At 72.5% G+C, this 22440-nt stretch carries 21 protein-coding genes; 5 read left to right on the top strand and 16 right to left on the bottom strand.

Going from position 1 to position 22440, the window contains the following annotated elements; genetic code table 11:
• On the top strand, positions 1-187 hold a 187-nt coding region (locus VFJ94_RS12465; RefSeq protein ID WP_325004535.1), incomplete at its 5' end, for a hypothetical protein.
• A 17-nt stretch (positions 188-204) separates the two neighbouring features.
• Here VFJ94_RS12465 and VFJ94_RS12460 read toward each other — a convergent pair.
• Positions 205-675, bottom strand: coding sequence for a hypothetical protein (locus tag VFJ94_RS12460; RefSeq protein WP_325004534.1), 471 nt, complete (start codon positions 673-675; stop codon positions 205-207).
• Positions 676-765: 90 nt separating this feature from the next.
• On the opposite strand from VFJ94_RS12460, the gene VFJ94_RS12455 reads away from it, so the two are divergent.
• A complete protein-coding gene (locus VFJ94_RS12455; RefSeq protein ID WP_325004533.1) occupies positions 766-1614 on the top strand; it encodes a response regulator transcription factor in 849 nt (282 codons plus the stop codon).
• Positions 1615-1640: 26 nt separating this feature from the next.
• Here the strand turns inward: VFJ94_RS12455 and VFJ94_RS12450 are convergent, their stop codons facing one another.
• From VFJ94_RS12450 to VFJ94_RS12440, 3 genes are all read right to left on the bottom strand, one after another.
• Complete coding sequence (locus VFJ94_RS12450; protein WP_325004532.1) at positions 1641-2033, bottom strand: Hpt domain-containing protein; 393 nt, start codon at positions 2031-2033, stop codon at positions 1641-1643.
• Positions 2030-2560 carry a signal peptidase I gene (locus VFJ94_RS12445; RefSeq protein ID WP_325004531.1) on the bottom strand — a complete coding sequence of 177 codons (531 nt, stop codon included), beginning with the start codon at positions 2558-2560 and terminating at the stop codon, positions 2030-2032. Before VFJ94_RS12445 ends, VFJ94_RS12450 begins: the two co-directional genes overlap by 4 nt.
• 137 nt (positions 2561-2697) lie before the next feature.
• Positions 2698-3315 carry a TasA family protein gene (locus VFJ94_RS12440; RefSeq protein ID WP_325004530.1) on the bottom strand — a complete coding sequence of 206 codons (618 nt, stop codon included), beginning with the start codon at positions 3313-3315 and terminating at the stop codon, positions 2698-2700.
• Positions 3316-3716: 401 nt separating this feature from the next.
• On the opposite strand from VFJ94_RS12440, the gene VFJ94_RS12435 reads away from it, so the two are divergent.
• The gene (locus tag VFJ94_RS12435; RefSeq protein ID WP_325004529.1) at positions 3717-4256 is read left to right on the top strand and encodes an AMIN-like domain-containing (lipo)protein; all 540 of its coding nucleotides are present in this window, start codon (positions 3717-3719) and stop codon (positions 4254-4256) included.
• A 55-nt stretch (positions 4257-4311) separates the two neighbouring features.
• Here the strand turns inward: VFJ94_RS12435 and VFJ94_RS12430 are convergent, their stop codons facing one another.
• From VFJ94_RS12430 to VFJ94_RS12420, 3 genes are read right to left on the bottom strand one after another with little or no spacing between them, the layout of a single operon-like run.
• Entirely contained in the window at positions 4312-5085 is a 774-nt protein-coding gene (locus tag VFJ94_RS12430) for an FAD:protein FMN transferase (RefSeq protein WP_325004528.1), read from the bottom strand.
• On the bottom strand, positions 5082-5549 hold the full coding sequence (locus VFJ94_RS12425) for an FMN-binding protein (RefSeq protein WP_325004527.1): 468 nt from the start codon (positions 5547-5549) through the stop codon (positions 5082-5084). Before VFJ94_RS12425 ends, VFJ94_RS12430 begins: the two co-directional genes overlap by 4 nt.
• Before the next feature lie 44 nt (positions 5550-5593).
• Positions 5594-7024: a ferredoxin reductase family protein gene (locus VFJ94_RS12420; RefSeq protein WP_325004526.1), complete on the bottom strand. Its 1431-nt coding sequence runs from the start codon at positions 7022-7024 to the stop codon at positions 5594-5596.
• 113 nt (positions 7025-7137) lie between these two features.
• On the opposite strand from VFJ94_RS12420, the gene VFJ94_RS12415 reads away from it, so the two are divergent.
• On the top strand, positions 7138-8634 hold the full coding sequence (locus tag VFJ94_RS12415; RefSeq protein WP_325004525.1) for an HNH endonuclease: 1497 nt from the start codon (positions 7138-7140) through the stop codon (positions 8632-8634).
• A 13-nt stretch (positions 8635-8647) separates the two neighbouring features.
• Here the strand turns inward: VFJ94_RS12415 and VFJ94_RS12410 are convergent, their stop codons facing one another.
• Genes VFJ94_RS12410 through VFJ94_RS12400 form a run of 3 tightly spaced genes read right to left on the bottom strand, consistent with a single transcriptional unit; the run spans position 8648 to position 12150 of the window.
• Positions 8648-9430 (bottom strand): sulfite exporter TauE/SafE family protein, encoded by a 783-nt coding sequence (locus tag VFJ94_RS12410; RefSeq protein WP_325004524.1) that lies wholly within the window; start codon positions 9428-9430, stop codon positions 8648-8650.
• Between the two features lie 13 nt (positions 9431-9443).
• Entirely contained in the window at positions 9444-11213 is a 1770-nt protein-coding gene (locus VFJ94_RS12405) for a proline--tRNA ligase (protein WP_325004523.1), read from the bottom strand.
• Positions 11214-11268: 55 nt separating this feature from the next.
• Entirely contained in the window at positions 11269-12150 is an 882-nt protein-coding gene (locus tag VFJ94_RS12400) for a GNAT family N-acetyltransferase (RefSeq protein ID WP_325004522.1), read from the bottom strand.
• 129 nt (positions 12151-12279) lie between these two features.
• Between VFJ94_RS12400 and VFJ94_RS12395 the strand changes: the two genes are divergently transcribed.
• A complete protein-coding gene (locus VFJ94_RS12395) occupies positions 12280-14232 on the top strand; it encodes a PKD domain-containing protein (RefSeq protein ID WP_325004521.1) in 1953 nt (650 codons plus the stop codon).
• A 21-nt stretch (positions 14233-14253) separates the two neighbouring features.
• Here VFJ94_RS12395 and ispG read toward each other — a convergent pair whose 3' ends face one another.
• From ispG to VFJ94_RS12365, 6 genes are all read right to left on the bottom strand, one after another.
• Positions 14254-15414 carry a flavodoxin-dependent (E)-4-hydroxy-3-methylbut-2-enyl-diphosphate synthase gene (gene ispG, locus VFJ94_RS12390; RefSeq protein ID WP_325004520.1) on the bottom strand — a complete coding sequence of 387 codons (1161 nt, stop codon included), beginning with the start codon at positions 15412-15414 and terminating at the stop codon, positions 14254-14256.
• A 63-nt stretch (positions 15415-15477) separates the two neighbouring features.
• Complete coding sequence (locus VFJ94_RS12385; RefSeq protein WP_325004519.1) at positions 15478-16824, bottom strand: M50 family metallopeptidase; 1347 nt, start codon at positions 16822-16824, stop codon at positions 15478-15480.
• An 86-nt stretch (positions 16825-16910) separates the two neighbouring features.
• Complete coding sequence (gene dxr / locus VFJ94_RS12380) at positions 16911-18122, bottom strand: 1-deoxy-D-xylulose-5-phosphate reductoisomerase (protein WP_325004518.1); 1212 nt, start codon at positions 18120-18122, stop codon at positions 16911-16913.
• 189 nt (positions 18123-18311) lie between these two features.
• On the bottom strand, positions 18312-19775 hold the full coding sequence (locus VFJ94_RS12375) for an NAD-dependent succinate-semialdehyde dehydrogenase (protein WP_325004517.1): 1464 nt from the start codon (positions 19773-19775) through the stop codon (positions 18312-18314).
• Position 19776: 1 nt separating this feature from the next.
• On the bottom strand, positions 19777-20871 hold the full coding sequence (gene speB / locus VFJ94_RS12370; RefSeq protein WP_325004516.1) for an agmatinase: 1095 nt from the start codon (positions 20869-20871) through the stop codon (positions 19777-19779).
• Between the two features lie 23 nt (positions 20872-20894).
• Positions 20895-22343: an aminobutyraldehyde dehydrogenase gene (locus tag VFJ94_RS12365; protein ID WP_325004515.1), complete on the bottom strand. Its 1449-nt coding sequence runs from the start codon at positions 22341-22343 to the stop codon at positions 20895-20897.
• Positions 22344-22440: the final 97 nt, after the last annotated feature.

The raw sequence follows: 22440 nt of genomic DNA, 5'->3' as shown, positions 1-22440 counted from the left end.
GGTGCGCCGATCGCCGAGCCCCGGGATGGTGGCGGTGGCTGGGCCGCCGGACGCACCGGGCATCCCGCTGCTGGCCGAGCGGCCGCTCGTCGGAGAGCGCCCCGCGGCATACGTGTGCCGTGGCTTCGTCTGCGACGCCCCGGTCACGCACCCGGACGACCTGGCCCGGCTCCTCGCCAGTCCGTAGGGGTCAGCAGGTGAGGGTCAGCACGGGAACGTGCCGGTCCAGGCCGGTCCGGTCCACCCCGCCACGCCGGGCACGACGGTCACCGTCCACGTGCCCCTGCCGGCCGACACGGTGCTGGAGACCGAGAGGTTCACCGTCTGCGACCCGGGAACCGTCGCCGAGTCGGTGACCCCCTTGGGGGACGTCAGGGTGAGCACGTAGCGCGTCGCGCCTTGCACCTCGCCGAACGAGGTCACCTTCACCCTGCCGGTCTTGTTGAGCACCGTCGGGCAGGTGGACGTGCCCTGCAGGAAGGACGGGGCCCCGAGCACGAGCGTCTTGGCGCTCACGGAGGCCGTGGCGGAGGCGGTGAACCGCGCCCACGCCACGGACGGTGCGAGCACCGTGACGACCCCGAGCAGCGCGACCAGCAGCAGCCGCCCGGAGCGCCCTGGCCACCCGGAGCGGCCTGGCCGCCCGGGGCCGCCAGCCGGGGCCCTCCTCGACATCACGTTCATCCTCCTGGGTCGCGGCCGGGGCGCGCCACGGCGCCCCCGATCCTGGCCATACCATGCCGCCGGATCTGTCACAATTATCCCATGATTGACGACACCCGGACCGCCGTCGTCGTCGAGGACGATCCCGACATCCGGGAGCTGCTCATCCGCTCGCTCCAGCTGCAGGGCTTCACCGTCCACGCCGCCCGGACCGGCTGGGAAGCTCTCGACCTCGTCTCCAGCACGTCGCCCGACCTCGTCACGCTCGATCTCGGCTTGCCCGACCTCGACGGGGTTGAGGTATGCCGCCGGATCCGGCAGGCGAGCACCGCCTACATCGTCATGGTGAGCGCCCGTGGCGAGGAGATCGACCGCCTCGTCGGCCTCGAGACCGGCGCGGACGACTTCCTGACCAAGCCGTTCAGCCCGCGGGAGCTGCAGGCCCGGGTGACCGCCATGTTCCGTCGGCCCCGCGTGGCGGCGCCAGCTCACGCGCCCGCCGACCCGGCGATCGCGCCGCCCCCGGCGCCCGACTCGCCGGCCCCCGCACCCGCCGGCGTTGCGACCCTGGCCCGGCCACTGACCCAGCCTGTCACCACGGTGGCCGGGATCGAGCTGCCACCCCCCGCGCCAGGCGCGTCCGTGATCCGGCACGGCAGTCTGCAGGTCGACCCCGAGAGCCGCACGGTGACCGTCGAGGGCGCCGAGGTCGAGCTGACCCGGACCGAGTTCGACCTGCTCACCACCATGCTGAGCGCGCCCCGCCGGGTGTGGGGCCGCGACGTCCTGCTCCGCTCGCTGTGGGGAGAGGGTTGGGAGTCCGACGACCACCTCGTGGAGGTCCATGTCGGCAACCTGCGTCGCAAGCTCGCGCGGTCCTCCCGCGCGGGGTCCCGGGCGTTCATCCGCACTGTCCGCGGGGTCGGTTACCGCATGGAGGAGCCGGCCTGAGGCCGCGCCGCGGCCGGCTCCGGTCATCAGCCGTGCTCGACGGCGTAGGCCTCGGCGAGCAGGGCGGCGACCGCTGCCGCGGTCGCCGCCGCCACCCGTGGCAGCCCGTCGGCTGCCGTCCTGGCGGTCACCAAGTCCCCCCTGGTCACCGCCATCTCCACCTCGGCGGCCAGGCCCATGAGCAGGCTGGCCCCCACCATCGCCGAGGTGACGCGCAGGCTGAGGACGGCGTCCTCGGCCGCCTCCGAGTCGGAGGCCGTGCAGGCCGCGCAGACCCGGTCGACCCGGGTCGGCAGCAGTCCGAGGTAGGCCGCGGCGAACCTCAGGGCCGCCTCGCGGTCGCCGACCTCGTCCCCGAGCCGGGCGAGCACCCGCTCGTCGAGCAGCTGTCCGGCCGAGCCGTCGCTGGCGTCACTCATGTCGTCTCTCCTTCGCCACTCGGGCGCCAGATCCGCCACAGCACGAGCGGCACGAGCGCCGCGAGAGCTGCCCAGAACACATACCGCTGCACGAGCGGCTCGCGCAGTGCCCGGATCGCCGAGCCCACGTGCGGCACGACGAAGCGGGTCTTCCACACCGTGTCGCCCTCGATCGTCGCGACCCACGGGTCGACGCCGTTGTTGGCGTCCCCCTTCGTGACGATCGACACCCGGCCCCCCGCATCGCGGGTCACCCTGGTGACGCGGTGTGTCTCCACCCGGTGGTCCTCCACCGGGATGTGGTAGCTGAGGACGTCGCCCACCACGACGTCCTCAGCGGCCTCCGGCACGCTCACCACGACGTCGCCGGGCGCGATGCCCGGCGCCATGCTGCCCGTGAGCATCGTCGCCGTCTGGTATCCCAGCACGTGTGGCCCCACCGCAAGGAAGAGGAAGGCCACGGCCGAGACACCGAGGGCGAGTGTCGTCGCCCAGGCGACGAGCCGGTGGAGCGCCCGACCGAGCACCTGACGCGGCGCGTGAACCCGCGCCCTCGCCCGAGAACGTGGCCGCCCCACCATGGACCTACGTTGGGCGATCGTCGTCATTGCAGTGCTCCAGATCGGTCGTGCGCAAGATCGGTCATGCGCAGGGGGTGGCCAGCTCAGCGGCTGGTGGCCGTGCGCTGCGTGCCGGTGAAGTCGAAGCCGAGGACGCTGTCGAGGCCCTGGAAGGAGTTGTCGGCGGTGTCAGGCAGCGTGAGCCGGACGCGCAGGTTGTCGCTGCTGCCGGAGCCGAGGGCGCCGAGGTTGGTGAGCGTCACGTTGGAGCCGACCACCGGACGGCTCGCGAGAACCGTCTTCGTGGTCCCGGTGCACGTGTAGGTGTAGGCCGGCGAGGTCCCCGCCTCCACCCACGGCGTCGAGCACGAGTCGATCGAGAGCTGAAGCCCGTTCGTCGCGTCGGTGTCGAGCTTGCTCGAGGTGGTCGCGGTGGTGGTGAGCGACAGCGTGGCGAGGTCCTGGTTGCCGGTGTTGCTGAGGACGACCGCGCGCTGGACCGTGTCCCCGGGCACGAGGCCCGTGGCCGCCACGTTGAGCCGGTTGGCCGCCCCCGCCGCGCCGAGCGCGACCTTGACCGTTCCGCTGCCGACGGCCTGGCTCGCCGACGTCGTCGACGTGAAGGACCCGAAGGTGCCGAGCCCCGCGACGCCTGCAGCCGCCGCGACGAGGGCGACGGAGGCGAGGAGCTTGCCGGAGGCGTTCTTGTTCGTGGTGCGCATGGTGTGCTCATTTCCTTCTTGGCCGGGCGATCCGGGAGTCTCGTGCCCGCACCCTGTGCTTCTCGTGCTGGCAAGAGGAAGTCTGTCGTGCAGATTTCAAGGAACAAGCCGGACAGACTGCAGCAGAAACGCAAGAAAGCCGCAAGAACGACTCTTGCCACTTGAGTGATGCGCGTATGCCGCGGAGCCCCGGGCCGTCGACCCCCAGGCAGCCGCGCCGCCGCAGTCCTCCCACTCAGCCCGTACGGCGGAGTACGCGTCTGCCAGGCCGGGTCGGTGGGCGTCCTCGGGAGCAGGCCGGTCGAGCTGTGGCGAGCCCGTCTGGACCGCGCCGGTGTCAACCCCCCTGCCCGAGCAGGCGTCTGTTGATCATCACGTCTCGTGCACCTCGGGAGAACATCATGAAACGGCCACTGGCATTGTCCTCGCTCCTCGCCGCGCTGCTGCTGGTGGCGGCCCCTTCCGCAGTTGCAGCCGACAGCCCGTACTGCGGGATCTGGTGGGGCTCCCTCGACAAGGCGTCGCCGCGCTCGGACGTCACGTCCATGACCAACGTGCGAGCCGGGCGGCACGAGTGCTTCGACCGGCTGGTCCTCGACTTCGAGGGACGCAGCGGCGGGTTCTCTGTTCGCTACGTGCCGGCCATCGCCGGGCTGGGCCTCGCCCAGCCGGTCGACCTGCGCGGCGGTGCGCTCCTCGAGATCGTCGTCGCGGAGCCCTACGGCCCTGACACCCAGACCAGGTACCACCCGGCCAGTCGCGCCGAGCTGGTTGACGTCACCGGCTGGCGCACCTTCCGGCAGGTCGCCTGGGTCGAGCTCTGGGAGAGCAACAACACCTTGGGACTCGGCGTGCGGGCACGCTTGCCGTTCCGAGTGTTCACCCTCGCTGGGCCCGGATCCGGGTCGAGGCTCGTCATCGACGTGGCCCACCGCTGGTGAGTCTCCTGCCAACAAGTGCGCGACTGCCGTCAGCCTTGCCCGCCCGACCGTCGGTCTACAGCCCCAGCGAGCGGTAGCCCGGCGCCTCGCGCGCAAAGGCCCGCGAGGCGGCGCCGCCGCCGACGAACAGCGCGGTGGCCCACACGTCGGCCCACAGCAGGGTCGGCCCCACGACGGTCACGGACCCGGTGCGCCCGACCATGCAGCCGGTGGCCGGGTCGTAGAGGTGGGCACCGCGCGCAGCGGTCCCGGACGTCGCCACCGCTCCGGCCGTCAGGGACACCGTCGTGGCGATGCGCGAGCGATCCGCCGGGTCCTCGATGCCGATGCGCCAGTCGATCGCCCCAGGGCCGCACGCCGGCAGACCGGCCGACGCGCCCACGAGCAGGTCACCACCGGCGTTGATGCAGAAGGAGATCCGCGCCAGCGGACGGAGTTGCTCGGCTGCGCGATCGACCGCCCAGCCCTTGACCAGTCCGGTGAGGTCGAGGGCGAGCCCACCGTCCGCGGTCGGGAGACTCGTCGTGAACGCACCCCCCGTGCGCCGCGCTGCCTCCTCGCCGAGCGCCAGCGCCTGGGCCACGAGTGGACTGCACGCGTCGAGATCGACCTCGCCTCGACGCAAGCGCATGAGGTCGGAGTCGGCGCGGTAGGTCGAGAACACCCGGTCCAGGTCGTGGAAGACCTCGTATGCCGCCATGACGGCCTGGCGGGTCAGCGCGGAGTCCGCGGCGGCCCCGCGCACGTGGATGCTCACCGGCATACCCATGACGTGCTCGACCCACGCCCGGCGCGGGGGCGGGCCGTGCGACACGACGGGATCGGTCACAGGTTCGCCTTGTCGATGGCCGACTGGAGGGACTGGACGTAGCCGTCGTAGGTCACCGTGGCGCCCGACACCATGTCGATGCCGGCGGACTGCGCGGCGACGACCTCGTCGTTGTAGACCGGGACGGCCTGGCTGTTGATCATCTGGTCGTGGCGGTTCTCCGACGGCGCCTGGACGGCCTCCGACTTGGTGATCTTGCCGTCCTGCACCGTGATCTGGACCTGGACCACCCCGTAGCGGGTCATGGCTTCGTCGCCGGTGACGGTGCGGGCGGCAGCCGCCGCGGACGTGGGCGACGAGCCGGAGGAGCCCGACGTGGCCGCCGAGTGCTGCGTCGTCGTCGTGGTGACCCGGCGTGTCTCGGCCGTGGCGGCGACCGGCTGAGACGACCGGGACGTGCTGTAGCTGAAGAGCAGGACGAGGACGGTCAGCGTGCTCATGGCCCACGTGACGATGCGGCGCATGGGGTCTCCTTTGTCGCGGGGTGCCCGGTCCGACGGGCCGGTGGTCAGTAGCTGAAGCGTTCGGAGTGCAGGGCCTGCTCCGGCACGCCCGCCGCGCGGGCCGCCCCCATGACGGACCGCATCCACGCGGGGTTGCCGCAGACGAAGACGTCACGCTGCGCCACGTCGGGAACGATGCGCAGCAGCGCCTCGGCGTCCCCGAGGTGGCCGAGCTGCGCGGGCAGCCAGCTGTCACGGTCGGGCGCCCGGTGACCGACGACGGCGACGACGCGGGCGCCCTTGGAGCGAGCGAGCTCGACGAGCTCGTCGGCGAGGACGATGTCCTCGGTGCTGCCGACCCGGTAGATGAGCACGGTCTCGTCCGGCCCCGCCGGCAGCTCCTCGAGGAGGGCCCGCAGCGGCGTGATCCCGATGCCGGCGCCGATCAGCACGCTTCGCTGCCGGACCTTGGTGCCTGCGTGGAGCCGGCCGTAGGGACCCTCGAGCAGCACCTTCGTGCCGGGGCGGAGACTGCGAAGCCGGCCGGACCCCGGGCCGACGGCCTCACCCGTGAGGCGCAGGCTGCGCCCGTCCGGTGCGGCCGACAGGGAGAAGGGCTTGGCCCGGCTCGACCCGGGCCCGTCGAGGAAGCGCCACTGGAAGAACTGCCCGGCCCGCGCGGGCAGCCGCTCGAGCGCCCTCCCGGTGATGACGACGCTCGTGACCGTGGGCGACTCGGCGACGACGTCCGCCACGACGAGGCGGTGCCTCGCCGAGCGGACGGCCGGCAGGGCGAGGCGGAAGACGAGGACGGCGGCCAGCGTGGCGGCATACAGGCCCCACCAGAAGACGGTGGCCACGGCGCTCGACCGGAAGTCCTGGCCCGTCCACAGCTGGTGCGGCAGCGCCAGCCCGGCGCCGAGGTAGGCATAGAGGTGCAGCAGGTGCCAGGACTCGTAGCGCAGCCTCGCGCGCGCCTTGCGGATCGAGGTGGCGACGACCATGACGAGGGCCACGGTGCCGGCAAGGGCGAGCAGCATGCCGGGCGAGTGCAGCACCTGGTCGACGAAGGTGCCGACCACGCCGAGGCTCGTGCCGGCGGCATACCCGACGATGACCAGCCCGATGTGGGCCAGCATGAGGCTGAAGCTGGTGAACCCGACGACGCGGTGGACCCGCGCCAGCTCGTCCTGTCCCCAGGCCTGCTCGACCATGGGGATCCGGGCCATGAGCAGCACCTGGATCAGGATGAGCACGGAGGAGAGGAGGCCGGCGAGTCGACCGAGGGTCGTCATGGCGTCGCCGGTGGTGCCGAAGGCGGTAAGCCCGCCACCCGCCACCCAGAGACCGACGACGAAGAGGACGAGCCCCCACGCCAGCGCGCCGGACACGTCCCGCCACCAGAGGGGCACGGGCCTCGGCAGCCTCGGCAGCGCAGCACGGGCGGGGGACGGCACGGGTATGCCGTGCGGCTCGGTGACGACTCCTGCGCTCATGCCTCCACGGTGCGGGTGGCCGCTGTGCACTCCCTGTGGGGCGCGGGTGGCCCGGATGTGAGGGCTGCGTGGAGGGCTTCCCTGCGGGCCATCGGTCCGCTATAATCGAACATATGAACGAGTCCGCAGGGAGGCTGTCGACGGGGGACCTGGAGGCCCTCGTCACCGCCCTGCCGCGCCTCGACGACCGGGTCGATGACCGTGAGCGCATCGACCAGCTCGCACTGCTGGAGCGCGCCAAGGCCGCGCTGGCGGCCGCGCAGGTGCGGGTCACCGCCGCCTTGGTCCGCTCTCAGGAGCAGGTGGCTGCCGAGTGGCGCGAGCGGGCGCGGGAGTGTTCCGACCGGGGCGACTTCGACGGATGGCGTGCGGCCCGCGACCAGGCGCGTCGCGCCTCGGTCCCGGACGAGGCGGTCAGCGGCCCCCGCGGTGGGCGCTCCGAGCGACGACCGCGAGGGCCTCGAGCTGGCACCGGCATCGCGGCCCAGGTGGCGCTCGCACGCCGAGAGTCCCCCACGCAGGGCGCCCGGCACCTCAACCTCGCGCTGACCCTCACCGGGCAGATGCCGCACACCCTGGCCGCCCTCGAGGCGGGAGAGCTCACCGAGTGGAGGGCCATGCTCATCGTTCGTGAGACCGCCGTCCTGACGCCGGAGCAGCGCACCGTCGTCGACGCGCAGATCGCGGGACCCCTGGCGGACCAGGGTGAGCGGCTGGGATCGCTCGGGGACCGAGAGCTCGTCCGGCGCGTGCAGGCGATCGCCTACCGCATCGACGCCGCGTCGGTCGTGGCTCGCAGCCGGCGTGCCGAGTCCGATCGGCGGGTCACGACTCGCCCGGCACCGGACACGATGGCCTACCTGACCGCGTTGCTTCCCGTGGCGCAGGCTGTGGCGGTCCAGGCCAGCCTCACCGTCGCGGCCGACACCGCACGCGCCGCCGGCGACGCGCGGTCCAAGGGTCAGGTCATGGCCGACACCCTGGTCACCCGCGTCACCGGTCAGAGCACGGCCGAGGCGGTCCCGGTCGAGGTGCAGCTCGTCATGACGGACCGGGCGCTGCTCGCCGGGGACGACACGCCCGCCCAGCTGACCGGTTACGGCACCGTGCCGGCCTCCTGGGCCCGCGACCTGCTCACGACCAGCGCCCCAGCGGACTCCGCGTCGGCCGCGGCTCGGGCCTGGCTCCGACGGCTCTACACGCACCCCGCCGACGGCACGCTCGTGGCGATGGACTCCACCCGCCGCGTCTTCGACGGCGCACTGCGCCGCTACCTCGTCACCCGCGACGCCGGCACCTGCCGGACCCCGTGGTGCGACGCCCCGATCCGCCACCTCGACCATGTCGTCGAGCACGCCGCGGGGGGACCCACGCATGCGGACAACGGTCAAGGGCTGTGCGTCCGGTGCAACCATGCGAAGCAGCACCCCGGCTGGCATGCCCGCACGCTTCCGCCCGGCATCGGAAGGTCCCGCCGACGGCATACGGTCGAGACCACCACGCCCACCGGGCACACCTATGCCTCGACCGCACCACCCCTCGTCCCGGGCCTGGCCACCGCGCCACCGAGCGCGCTCGAACGTCACCTCCTCAGCGTGCTGGCCGCCTGACCCGACCGCAGTGTCAGGCCCACCAGCCGACGAGGCTGCCGCCGATCTTCACGACGAAGGCGGACACGATGGTGATGAAGAGCGCCCGGACGAAGCCGCTGCCCCGGGCCACGGCGGTCCGCGCGCCCACGTAGCCGCCGACGAGGTTGGCCCCGGCGATGACCAGCGCCACCTTGACGAGGACCAACCCCATCGGGGCGAAGACCGTCAGCGCGCCGAGGTTGGTGGCGAAGTTCGCGATCTTCGCCTTGGCGCTCGACTCGAGGAAGCTGTAGCCGAGCAGGCCGACGAGCGTGAAGACGAGGAAGGAGCCGGTGCCCGGGCCGAGGGCCCCGTCGTAGGCGCCGATGACCAGCCCGGTGAGCATCGCCAGGCCGACGTGCTGGTGGCCGTGGAAGCGCCGGATGGACTCCCGGCCGAGGTCGGGCCTGAGGAGGGTGTAGGCGCCGACGACCACGAGCAGCACCAGGACGACGGGGTTGAACGCCGCCTTCGGGATGTGCAGGCCGACCAGGGCCCCGCCGACGGACCCGGCGTAGGCGACCGCCGCCATGGGCAGCGCGGTGCGCAGGTCGGGGCGCACCCGGCGGTAGTACGTCACCGCGCTGGTCGCCGTGCCGAAGATCGAGCCGAACTTGTTCGTCGCGAGCAGCTGCGCCGGCGTGGCCGCCGGCAGGCCCACGAGCAGGGCGGGCAGCTGGACGAGGCCGCCGCCGCCGACCACCGCGTCGATCCAGCCGGCGGCGAAGGCGGCCAGGGCGAGGAAGGCGAGCGTCGTGAGGCTGGGATCGCTCACCCGCGGCCGCCGGTCACGAGCCGCGGACCTCCGCGACGATCGCCTCGACCACCTCGTCGACTCCCACCTCGCGCCGCTCGCCGCTGCGCCGGTCCTTGATCTCGACGACCCCGGTGGCGAGGCCCTTGCCGACGACGACGATCGTCGGCACGCCGATCAGCTCCGCGTCCTTGAACTTCACGCCCGGGCTGGCCTGCCGCCGGTCGTCGAGCAGCGAGGAGACGCCCCGCGCCTCGAGGGAGGCCGCGACCTGCTCCGCCTTGGCGTGCACCGCCTCGTCCTTGCCCGTCGCGACGATGTGCACGTCGACGGGCGAGAGCTCGCGCGGCCAGATGAGCCCCGCCTCGTCGTGGTTGCCCTCGGCGACGCAGCCGACCGCCCGCGACACCCCGACGCCGTAGGAGCCCATTGTGACCGTCACGAGCTTGCCGTGCTGGTCGAGCACCTTGAGGTCGAGCGCCTCGGCGTACTTCGTGCCGAGCTGGAAGATGTGGCCCATCTCGATGCCGCGCGCGGTGACGAGCGTGCCGCTGCCGTCCGGGGCCGGGTCGCCGTCGCGGACCTCGGCGGCCTGGATGGTGCCGTCGCCCGTGAAGTCGCGGCCGTGGACGAGGTCGAAGACGTGCCGCCCGGGCTCGTCGGCGCCGGTGATCCACGCAGACCCCACGGCGACCCGCGGGTCGAGCAGGTAGCGGATGCCGGTGGGCCGCTTCTCGCCCAGCGCGCCGGGGCCGATGTAGCCCTTGACCAGTCCCGTATGCCGCGCGAAGTCCTTGTCCTCGAAGGCCGCCACCTCCGCCGGCGCCACCTGGGCCTCCAGCCGCTTCACGTCGACCTCTCGGTCGCCGGGAAGCCCGATGGCGAGCGGTTCGCGGCGTCCGTCGGGGTGCACGAGCATGACGAGCACGTTCTTGAGCGTGTCCGCCGCCGTCCAGGGGCGCCCGTCGGCGCGTGGGTGGTGCGCGTTCGCCGAGGCGACGAGCGTCTCGATGGTCGGCGTGTCAGGCGTGTCCTCGACGTGCGCGGCCGGCACGGCGGAGCAGTCGACGGGCTCGGCCTGCGGCACGACCACCGCCTCGACGTTGGCGGCATACGACCCGCCTGTGGAGCGGACGTAGGTGTCCTCGCCGTTCTCCGCCGTGGCGAGGAACTCCTCGCTCTTGCTGCCGCCCATCGCGCCGGCCATCGCGCGCACGATGACGTAGTCGAACCCGAGGCGGTCGAAGATCCGCACGTAGGCGCCGCGATGGGCCTCGTAGGCCGCGTCGAGCCCGGCCCCGTCGACGTCGAAGGAGTACGAGTCCTTCATGACGAACTCGCGCCCGCGCAGCACGCCGGCGCGCGGACGCGCCTCGTCCCGGTACTTGTTCTGGATCTGGTAGAGCGTGAGCGGCAGGTCCTTGTAGGAGCCGAACAGGTCCTTCACGGCGAGCGTGAACATCTCCTCGTGAGTCGGCCCGAGCAGGTAGTCCCCGCCCTTGCGGTCGGTCAGGCGGAAGAGGTTCTCGCCGTACTCCGTCCACCGACCGGTCGTCTCGTAGGGCTCCCGCGGCAGCAGGGCCGGGAAGATCAGCTCCTGGGCGCCGATGGCGTCCATCTCCTCGCGGACGATGCGCTCGACGTTGCGCAGCACGCGCAGCCCCAGCGGGAGCCAGGTGTAGATGCCGGGGCTGACCCGCCGCACGTACCCGGCCCGGACGAGCAGCCGGTGGCTCGGCACCTCCGCGTCGGCCGGGTCCTCGCGCAGAGTTCGCAGGAACAGGGACGACATGCGCAGGGGCACGGGGACTCCTCGGAAGGTGCGAGACGGAACCCCGGCAGGATAGCGGGGCCGCCCGTCACAGCAGGACCGTCGTGAACGAGCCCACCTCGCGGAAGCCGCAGCGGGCGTAGGTGGCCCGCGCCGGGAGGTTGTAGTCGTTGACGTAGAGGGACACCTCTTCGGCGAGGGTGTCGAGGATGATCTCGACGGTCGCGGCCATGGCCGGCACGGCCAGGCCCCGGCCCCGCAGCCGCGGGTGCAGCCACACCCCCTGGACCTGCACGGCCCCGAGCCCGATGGAGCCCACGTCGGCCTTGAAGACGACCTCCCCGCCCTCGACCCGGACGAGGGTGTGGCCGGCGCGGATCAGCGCCGCCACGCCCGACCGGTACCCGCGGTCCGACCCCCGGTAGGGCGGGTAGCCGATCTCCTCGGTGAACATGTGCGCCGCCGCCGGCAGCACGAGGTCGACCTCGTCGGGACGGGCCGGCCGCACCCCTGGGTCGAGCGGGATGCCGAGCGTCGACGGTCGGGTGCCGGTCGTGAGGAGCGGTTGACGGGTGCGGATCGCCCGCACCGGACCCCACGTCGGCGCCAGCCGCTCCCACAGGCGAGCCACCTGGTCGCTCGGTCCGAAGACCGACGCACTGGACCGGCGCGCCCGGCTGATCCGCGCAGCGATGGCGCACGCTGCGTCGTCGTCGAGCCCGACGGGCACGACGTTGGCCGACATCCATGCGAGCCCCGAGAGGGCCCCGTCGCGGTAGTGGCCGAGGAGGGCGCCGGGCTGGGAGCGGAGTGAGCCCTCGAGGATGCGGGCGGCGACGAAGACGTTGGCGACCCGGTCCCGCGCGCACAGCGCGAGCGCGGCATCCGTGTCGGCCACCGTCAGCGGTCGCACGGGGAGGCGTTGGCGCAGCACGCTCTCAGCCTGCCGGTCGACGGCGCCGATTGCCACCTTGGCACGGCCGGTGTTGCGTCCTGCCGTGTATCCAGGCCAATGCCTACCGGTCGCGAGTGGCCGCATGGTATCTCTGGCGCTGATTCCGGCTCTGACGCCGCAGAGCCCCGGGAAGGGACACACATCATGCGTGGTCGAGCCACCGTCGCCGCCGTCGCCGCCGCCGCCCTCCTCGCCGGCCTCCCCGGTCTGCTCGGCTCGGGGGGATCTGGTCCCGCCACCGCAGAGGCGGCCGTCGCCGTGCCGGGCGAGGTGCACTTCACGGCTGCCGGGGACTACGCCAACAGTCCCCAGACTCAGCTCGTCCTCGACAAGGTGGCCGAGACGGCGCCGGACCTCAACCTCGCCCTCGGGGACCTGTCGTACGGCGTCACGGGCCAGGAGTCGGCCTGGTGCGACCTCGTGGTCTCCAAGGTCGGCGCGGGGTTCCCCTTCGAGCTCATCGCCGGCAGCCACGAGAGCGGGGGGATGAACGGGAACATCAACGACTTCTCCGCGTGCCTGCCCAACCAGCTGCCCGGGCTGGTGGGCACCTACGGACGGCAGTGGTATGCCGACGTCCCCGAGACCAACCCGCTCGTCCGCTTCATCGGGATCTCCCCGGACCTGACCTTCCCTGACGGCACGTGGTCGTATGCCGCCGGCACCGCCAGGTATGCGTGGACGGCCAACGCGATCGACGCCGCCCGCGCCAAGGGCGTGCGCTGGGTGGTCGTCGGCCTGCACAAGCCGTGCATCTCGGTCGGCCAGTACACCTGCGGCGGCAACACCGACATCACCAACCTGCTCGTCGACAAGCGCGTCGACCTCGTCCTCAACGGCCACGAGCACCTCTACCAGCGGACCCACCAGCTGCGGCTGGGCGCGGCCTGCCCCGGCATCGTTCCCGGCACGTTCGACCCGGACTGCGTCGCGGACGGCGACGCCACCATGATGCGCGGGGCCGGGACCGTGTTCGCGACCGTGGGGACCGGCGGCGTCGCGCTGCGCGACGCGTCCCCGGCCGACCCGGAGGCGCCGTACTTCGCGACGTATGCGGGGCTGAACCAGGGTGGGCCGTTCGGGGTGCTCAGCCTCTCCGCGACGGCGAGCTCGCTGAGCGCACAGTTCCTCCCCGTCGGCACGAGCACCTTCACCGACTCGTTCGTCCTGCGCGACCCCCTGCCCGGGGAGGACCAGCCGCCCACCGCGGTCTTCTCCGCGAGCTGCACCGACCTCGCGTGCGCCTTCGACGCCTCCGCCTCCTCGGATGCCGAGGGCCCCGTGCAGGGCTACTCGTGGGACTTCGGGGACGGGTCGGCGCCGGGCACCGGTGTCACGGTGGCCCACACCTTCCCTGCCGCCGGCACCTACACCGTCACCCTCACCGTGCAGGACAGCGCCGGGGCGAGCGGCGTGTCGAGCCGGCCGGTCACGGTGACCGTGCCGCCCCCCGCCCCCACCGCTCTGGCCGCCGACTCCTTCGGCCGCACGGTGGCGGGCGGCTGGGGCTCCGCGGACGTGGGCGGTCCGTGGACGCTCACCGGCACCTCCTCCGCCTTCGCCGTCGACGGCTCGCTGGGCGTCGTCCGCCTCACGGCAGGCAGCGGGCCGAGTGCCGTGCTCAAGCAGGTCTCCACCACGACGGCCGCCGTGACCGCGACCATCGGCCTGGACAAGGTGCCGACCGGCGGCACCGCCGTGGTCAGCGTCCTCGGCCGGTGGGTGCCGTCGGTCGGCACGTATCGTGCCAAGGTGAGCGTGGCCGCGAGTGGCGCGGTCTCGGTGGCGCTGACGCGGTTCAGCGGTGGCGTGGAGGCGACGCTGCAACCGGCCGTCGCGCTGCCCGGCGTCGTCTACTCGCCGAACACGAGGCTGGCGGTGCGGATGGAGGTCGCCGGCACGTCGCCGACGACGCTTCGCGCCAAGGTGTGGCCGCAGGGCAGCCCCGAGCCGGCCGCCTGGACCAGGTCGGCGACGGACAGCACAGCCAGCCTGCAGACAGCCGGGGCCGTCGGTGTGGCACCGTACCTGCCGACGACGGTCACGAACGCGCCGGTCGCCGTGTCCCTCGACGACCTGCTCGTCCCCCGACCGTGAGGCCGCTCCCGAGCCGGAGGGTCAGCCGACGGTGACGCTCGGGGAGCCGGCCGACGCCTCGTCGACGGGCTCGCCCATCTCCTCGGCGATCCGCTGCGCCTCCTCGATGAGCGTCTCCACGATCTGGCTCTCGGGGACGGTCTTGACCACCTCACCCTTGACGAAGATCTGGCCCTTGCCGTTGCCCGAGGCGACGCCGAGATCGGCCTCCCGGGCCTCCCCCGGTCCGTTGACGACGCAGCCCATGACCGCCACCCGAAGCGGCACGGTCAGCCCCTCGAGACCCGCCGTCACCTGGTCGGCGAGCGTGTAGACGTCGACCTGCGCACGGCCGCAGGACGGGCACGAGACGATCTCGAGCTTGCGCGGCTTGAGGCCGAGGCTCTGCAGGATCTGGTTGCCGACCTTGACCTCTTCGACCGGCGGGGCCGAGAGGGACACGCGAATGGTGTCGCCGATGCCCCGCGAGAGCAGCGCACCGAACGCGGTGGCCGACTTGATGGTGCCCTGGAAGGCCGGCCCGGCCTCGGTGACGCCGAGATGCAGTGGCCAGTCCCCCCGCTCGGCCAGCAGCTCGTAGGCACGCACCATGATGACGGGGTCGTTGTGCTTGACCGAGATCTTGAAGTCGTGGAAGTCGTGCTCCTCGAAGAGGCTCGCCTCCCAGACCGCCGACTCGACGAGGGCCTCGGGCGTGGCCTTGCCGTACTTGGCGAGGAGGCGCCGGTCGAGCGAGCCGGCATTGACGCCGATGCGGATCGAGACCCCGGCGTCCTTGGCGGCGCGCGCGATCTCCTTGACCTGGTCGTCGAACTGGCGGATGTTGCCGGGGTTGACCCGCACCCCCGCGCACCCGGCGTCGATGGCGGCGAAGACGTACTTGGGCTGGAAGTGGATGTCGGCGATGACGGGGATCTGGCTCTTGCGGGCGATGGCCGGCAGGGCGTCGGCGTCGTCCTGGCTCGGGCACGCGACCCGAACGATGTCGCAGCCGGATGCGGTGAGCTCGGCGATCTGCTGGAGCGTGGCGTTGATGTCGGTCGTGGGCGTCGTCGTCATCGACTGCACGGAGATCGGCGACTCGCTGCCGACACCGACCTTGCCGACCTTGATCTGGCGCGTCTTGCGACGCGGGGCAAGGACCGGAGCGGGAGCCGAGGGCATGCCGAGGGAGACCGTCATGGCGTCATTATCCCCCGCCCCCGTCGCCACCCCGGATTCGAGGTATTCCCCGACCGTCAGCCGTCAGCCGAAGAGCCTGATCGGCTTGACGATGTCGGCGTAGATGAGCAGCACCGACATGGCGATGAGCACCATCGACATCGTGTACGCGATGGGCAGGCCCTTGGCGACGTCGACGTAGCCGGGGTCGGGTCGGCGTCGCAGCCGGGCCCAGCCCTTCTTGACCGCCTCCCAGAGCGCCCCGGCCACGTGGCCGCCGTCGAGCGGCAGCAGCGGCACCAGGTTGAAGACGAAGAGCGCGAGGTTGAGCGAGGCGATGAGCAGCACGAGCTGCGCGAGCTTGGCCCAGTTGCCGCCCGCATCGGCGGGGACGTCGAGGGCCGCCACCTCGCCGCCGATCCGGCCGACGCCGACGACGGAGATGGGGCCGTTGGGGTCGCGATCCCCGGAGCCGAAGGCCGCCTGCACGACGCCGACCATCTTCTCGGGGATCCTCACGATGATCGCCGCCGTGTCGAGGGTGCGGTCCCAGACGAACCTCGGCGCGTCGGACAGGGGCGCCTTGACGATCTCCCGCCGCGGCACCACACCGGCGAAGCCGACGCGCTGCAGCACGAGCTTGCCGTCCTGGACGACGGGGTTGCCCTGGCTGTCGTAGGTGGGCCGCTCGATGGCGGCGGGGGTCAGCGTCAGCGCCTGGCGGGCGCCGCCACGCTGGACCTCGAGGCGAAGCGGCGTCCCCATGCTGCGGCGGATCGCGGCCGTCACCTGGTCCCACGTCGTCACCGGCCGCCCGTCGATGCTAAGGACCCGGTCGCCCGGCTGCAGGCCGGACTGCTGGCTGGGCGACACGGGATCCCCCGGCTGGCAAGCGGGAAGGGGAGCGGTCATGGTCGGCGCGGCGGTCGGGACGCAGGTGGAGACGGCGCCGATCGTGGGCACCACGGTGGGCAGCCCGTAGAGCGTGATCGTTCCGGTGAGGAGCACGGCCGCGATGAGCAGGTTCATTAGCGGCCCGCCCATCATCACGACGACCTTCTTCCACCAGGCCAGCTTGTAGAAGACCCGGTCCTCGTCGCCCGGCCGCACCTCCTCCATGGAGTCGGCGCGCGCCTGGTCGACGAGCTGGCTGAAGCGGCCCGTCGAGAGGGTGCGCAGCCGTCCCGGCTCGTCCCCCGGGCGAGGCGGCAGCATGCCGATCATCCGGACGTAGCCGCCGAGTGGGATCGCCTTGATGCCGTATTCCGTCTCGCCGCGCCGCCGGGACCACACGGTTGGGCCGAAGCCGACCATGTACTGGCTCACCCTGACGCCGAACCTCTTGGCCGGGACGAGGTGACCGATCTCGTGCAGCGCGATGCTCAGCGCCACACCGATGACGATGACGAGGACCCCGACCAGGAACAGCATTGCTCAATTGTCACACCCGGACCGTGAATCTATCGATTCGAGGTGGGAGCGCCTCACCGGCGACGCGCTCCCGCCTCGGCTCGCGGTCAAGGGGTGGTGGGGACCTCCACGGCCGCCGCACGGGCCCAGCGGTCGGCCTCGAGCACGTCCGCGAGGCTCACGTCGGCGACCCGCGACCCGGGCTCGGCGGCATACGCCTCGACGACCCGGGCCACCTCGTCGACGATGTCGACGAACCGCAGCCGGCCGTCGAAGAAGCCCTGCACGCACACCTCGTTGGCCGCGTTGTAGACCGCGGGCCACGTGCCCCCCGCCGCGCCGACCTGCTTCGCGAGCGCCACCGCGGGGAAGGCCGTCTGGTCGAGCGGCTCGAAGTCCCACGACGCGGCCTGACTCCAGTCGATGGCCGGCCCCGCGCCCGGCACCCGGTGCGGCCAGGCCATCCCGAGGGCGATGGGGATGAGCATCGACGGCGGGGACGCCTGCGCGATCGTCGAGCCGTCGGTGAACTCCACCATCGAGTGGATGACCTGCTGCGGGTGCACGACGACGTCGATGCGCTCGAACGGCACGTCGAAGAGCAGGTGCGCCTCGATGACCTCGAGCCCCTTGTTGACGAGCGTGGCCGAGTTCGTCGTGATGACCGGTCCCATCGCGAAGTTGGGGTGGGCGAGGGCCTGCTCGACGGTGACCTCCTGCAGGTCGGCCCGGGTGCGCCCGCGGAAGGGGCCGCCGCTCGCCGTGATGACGAGCCGTCGGACCTCCTCGGCCCGTCCCCCGCGCAGGCACTGGGCGATGGCGCTGTGCTCCGAGTCGACCGGCACGAGCTGGCCCGGCGCCGCCGCCCGCCTGACGAGCGGGCCGCCGATGATGAGCGACTCCTTGTTGGCCAGGGCAAGGGTCGTGCCGGCCTCCAGCGCGGCGAGGGTGGGCGCGAGGCCGATGGCGCCGGTGATGCCGTTGAGCACGACGTCGGCCTCCCGGGCGGCGAGGGCGGTGCTCGCGTCGGGTCCGGTGAGCAGCTCCGGGTCGTATGCCGCCGTGCCCGCCTCGTCGGCCGCCCTGGCGATCGCCGTCGCGAGGGCCTGCTCGTCGTCCACGGCGACCGCCACGACCGGCACCCGCAGCAGGGCCGCCTGCCGCGCGACGAGCTCGAGGTTGGCCCCGGCGGACAGCCCGGTGACGGCGAAGCGGTCGGGGTTGCGCCGGACGAGGTCGAGCGCCTGGGTCCCGATGGAGCCGGTCGAGCCGAGGAGGACGACCCGCCGGGGCCGCGTCGAGCGGGCAGCGTCAGTCACCCGCGCATTCTCTCCCAGCCTCGGCCGAGCCGATCAACTGGCAGATCAACTGGCCGTTGCTGCTGCCCTGACGACATCAGACGCCAGTTGATCCGCCAGTTGATCCACCAGCTGATTCGCCGGTTGATCCACCAGCTGATCCGCCAGCCGTTCGACGGGCGGCATACCGCGCGAGGGAGCGAGCACGACTCAGAGGGCCAGCCCCACGTACTTGGTCTCGAGGTACTCCTCGATGCCCTCGAAGCCGCCCTCGCGCCCGACGCCGCTCGCCTTGACCCCGCCGAAGGGAGCAGCGGGGTTGGACACGATGCCCTGGTTGACGCCGACCATGCCGAACTGGAGCGCCTCCGAGACGAGCAGTGCGCGGGACAGGTCCCGGGTGAAGAGGTAGGCGACGAGGCCGTACTCGGTGTCGTTGGCCATCCGCACGGCCTCCTCGTCGCTGGTGAAGCTCGACACCGGCGCCACGGGGCCGAAGATCTCCTCCCGTGCCAGTCGGGCGTCGGCGGGCACCTGGGAGAGCACCGTGGGGCGGTAGAACCAGCCGGCGCCCTCCGGCGAGGAGCCGCCGACGAGGACCTTCGCCCCCTTGGCGACCGCGTCGTCGACGAGGGCGGAGACCTTGTCCCGCGACTTCGCGTCGACGAGCGGCCCGACGTCCACGCCGTCGTCGGTGCCCCGGCCGAGCCGCAGCGCCCCCAGCCGCTCGGCCAGTCGCCGCGAGAACTCCTCGGCCACCGACTCGTGGACGTAGAACCGGTTGGCCGCCGTGCATGCCTCGCCCATGTTGCGCATCTTGGCGGTCACCGCCCCGTCGACCGCCTTGTCCAGGTCCGCGTCGCCGAAGACGAGGAACGGCGCGTTGCCGCCGAGCTCCATCGACACGCGCAGGACCTGCTGCGACGCCTGCTCGAGCAGGGTGCGCCCGACCTCCGTCGAGCCGGTGAAGGTGAGCTTGCGCAGCCGCGGGTCGCGGATGAGCGGCTCGATGACCTGCCCGGTGGAGCTGGTCGTGATGGCGTTGAGCACCCCGTCGGGCAGGCCGCACTCGCGCAGCAGCTCGGCGAGCGCGAGCATCGTCAGCGGGGTGGCGCTCGCCGGCTTCATCACCATGGTGCAGCCGGCGGCGATGGCGGGGCCGATCTTCCGCGTACCCATCGCCAGCGGGAAGTTCCACGGCGTGATCATGAGGGTCGGCCCGACCGGCTGCTTCATCGTCAGCAGGCGGGTCGCGCCGTTCGGGGAGGTCGAGTAGCGCCCGCCGACCCGGACCGCCTCCTCGGAGAACCACCGGAAGAACTCGGCGCCGTATGCCACCTCGCCCCGCGACTCGGCGAGGGGCTTGCCCATCTCGAGCGTCATGATCATGGCGAAGTCGTCGGCGCGGGCGGTGAGCTTCTCGTATGCCGCGCGCAGCAGCTCTCCGCGATCGCGGGGCGGGACGGCGGCCCAGTCGGCCTGCGCAGCCACGGCGGCGTCGAGCGCCGCGCGCCCGTCGGCGACGGTGGCGTCAGCCACGCGGGCCAGCGTCTCGCCGGTCGCGGGGTCGTCGACGGCCAGCGTGGCGCCTCCGGTGGCGTCGCGCCACCGCCCGCCGATGAGCAGCCCGGTGGGGACGGCCTCGAGGACGGTTCGCTCGCGAGTGGCGGTCATGTCAGGGACCTTCCGGTGTCAGTGGACGGGGCGCTCGGGTGGTGGCTCGGTGCTCGTCAGCGCGGCCGCGGCGGCCTTCGGGAACGCGGCCCGACAGGAGCGCGATGGACGGGTCCCACCGGATGCCGTCCCGGGCGTCGCGGCGCTTGCGGGCGATGGCCGACAGGGCTTCCAGGACAACCCGGTTGGCCAACGCGGCGGTGATGTCGGCCTGGTCGTAGGGCGGCGACACCTCGACGACGTCGACGCCCACGACGGGCAGCTCGAGGCAGACTCGGCGGACGGCGTCCAGCAGCTGGCGTGCGGAGAGCCCACCGGGCTCCGGGGTGCCGGTGCCCGGGGCGTGACCGGGGTCGCAGACATCGATGTCGACGCTGAGGAAGACGCCGTCGCACTCGTCGGTGGCAATGGCGAACGCCTCGGTGAGGCAGTCGTCGAGGCCCCGGTGGCCGATCTCGGTCATCTCGTAGGACCGCATGCCCTGGTGTGCCATCCAGTCGAGGGTCTGCGGCCCGGGCCAGTAGCCGCGCAGACCCACCTGGAGGAAGCGGTCGCCGCGCAGGGCGCCGGACTCGATGAGCCGCCGCATCGGCTGGCCGTGGCCCCAGAGCGAGCCGAACTCGATGTCGCCGGTGTCGGCGTGGGCGTCGAAGTGGACCATCGACACCCGCCCGTGACCGAGGACGTTGGCCACGCCCTTGGCGTCGGGGTAGGCGATGGAGTGGTCGCCGCCGAGGACGACGGGGATGGCCCCGGCGCGAGCGACCTTCTCGACCGCGGCCTCGAGCGCGGGCAGCGCCCTCTCGATGTCGCCCGAGTACATCTCGACGTCGCCTGCGTCGAGGACCCGCAGGTCCACGAGGCCGTCGGTGCGCAGCGCCAGCGACGGCCGCGAGCCGTCCTGGGGCAGGTAGTCGGTCGTCCGGATCGCCTGCGGGCCGAAGCGGGCCCCCGGCCGGTGGGAGGTTCCTCCGTCGAAGGGGGCGCCGACGATGACGACGTCGGCACCGGCATACGACTCGGGCACGTCGAGGTCGCACCGCTCCACCCCGAGGAAGGTGACATCGGGGCCGAACTGCGCACCGTAGCGGCTCACCCGCGCAGCCTAGCCCGCGGCAGTCACGACTCGAGGTTGGCCATGACGTGCTTGACCCGGGTGTAGTCCTCGAGGCCGTACATCGACAGGTCCTTGCCGTAGCCGCTGTGCTTGAACCCGCCGTGCGGCATCTCCGCGACGAGGGGGAGGTGCGTGTTGATCCACACGCACCCGAAGTCGAGCCGCTTGCTCATCCGCATCGCCTTGCCGAAGTCGCGGGTCCAGACGCTCGACGCGAGGCCGTAGTCCACGCCGTTGGCCCACGCGAGGGCCTGCTCCTCGTCGGTGAACCGCTGCACGGTGATGACCGGGCCGAAGATCTCCGACTGCACCTGCTCGTCGTCCTGGTGCAGCCCGGCGAGCACCGTCGGCTCGAAGAAGAAGCCGTCGCCCAGAGCCGCGACCCGCGAGCCGCCGGCGGCGACCCGGGCGTGCTCGGGCAGCCGGTCGAGGAAGCCCGCGACGTGGCGCACCTGGTTGCGGTTGTTGACCGGGCCGACGAGGGCGCCCGGGTCGTCCGGCATACCGACCCTGGCCTCGTTCCGGGCGTAGTCCGCGAGGGCGGCCACGAAGTCGTCGTGCACGCGGGGCCCGGCCAGCACCCGGGTGGCGGCCGTGCAGTCCTGGCCCGCGTTGAAGTAGCCGGCGAGGCCGATGCCCGCCGCCGCGGCCTCGACGTCCGCGTCGTCGAAGACGATGACCGGCGCCTTGCCGCCGAGCTCGAGGTGCACGCGCTTGACGTCGCGCGACGCGCTGGCGGCCACCTCCATGCCCGCGCGCACCGAGCCGGTGATGGCGACCATGGCCGGTGTCGGGTGCTCGACGAGCATCCGGCCTGTCTCGCGGTCGCCGGTGACGACGTTGAAGGCGCCGTCGGGCAGGAACTCCGAGGCGATCTCCGCGAGCAGCAGGGTCGTCTGGGGCGTCGTGTCGGAGGGCTTGAGCACGACGGTGTTGCCCGCGGCGAGGGCGGGCCCGACCTTCCAGATGGCCATCATCATGGGGTAGTTCCACGGCGTGACCTGGCCGACGACCCCGATGGGTTCCCGCCGCACCCACGACGTGTGCCCGGGCAGGTACTCCGCCGCCGCCCGGCCCTCGAGCACCCGCGCCGCGCCGGCGAAGAAGCGCAGCTGGTCGACCATGGGCGGCAGCTCCTCGCTCGCCGTGAGCGAGCGCGGCTTGCCCGTGTCCTCCACCTCGAGCCGCACGAGCTCGTCGGCCCGCCGCTCGATGGCGTCGGCGAACTTCAACAGCGCGTGCTGGCGCGCGCTCGGGGTCGTCTCCCCCCACGTCGCGAAGGCCTGGGCCGCCGCGTCGTATGCCGCGTCGACATCGGCCTGACCGCTCACCGGGGCGGTCGCCACCACCGTCGCCGTGGCCGGGTTGACGACCTCGGTCCGGGTGTCGCTGGCCGGCTCGACATACCGGCCACCGACGAAGTTGCGCAGCGGGCGAGGCCGGTTCGTCATGTGGGCATGGTAGGCCGGTCCCTACGAATTCGAAAGGCTGTCGGTGCGCTGGCTTCGGATTCAGTCGCAATCGTGGTTGCCAAGGCGCGGTTGCGCA

The sequence above is a fragment of the Intrasporangium sp. genome (genome assembly GCF_035688975.1).
Taxonomy (GTDB): Bacteria; Actinomycetota; Actinomycetes; order Actinomycetales; family Dermatophilaceae; genus CALMNV01.
This window is presented reverse-complemented; position numbering and strand designations above follow the sequence as displayed.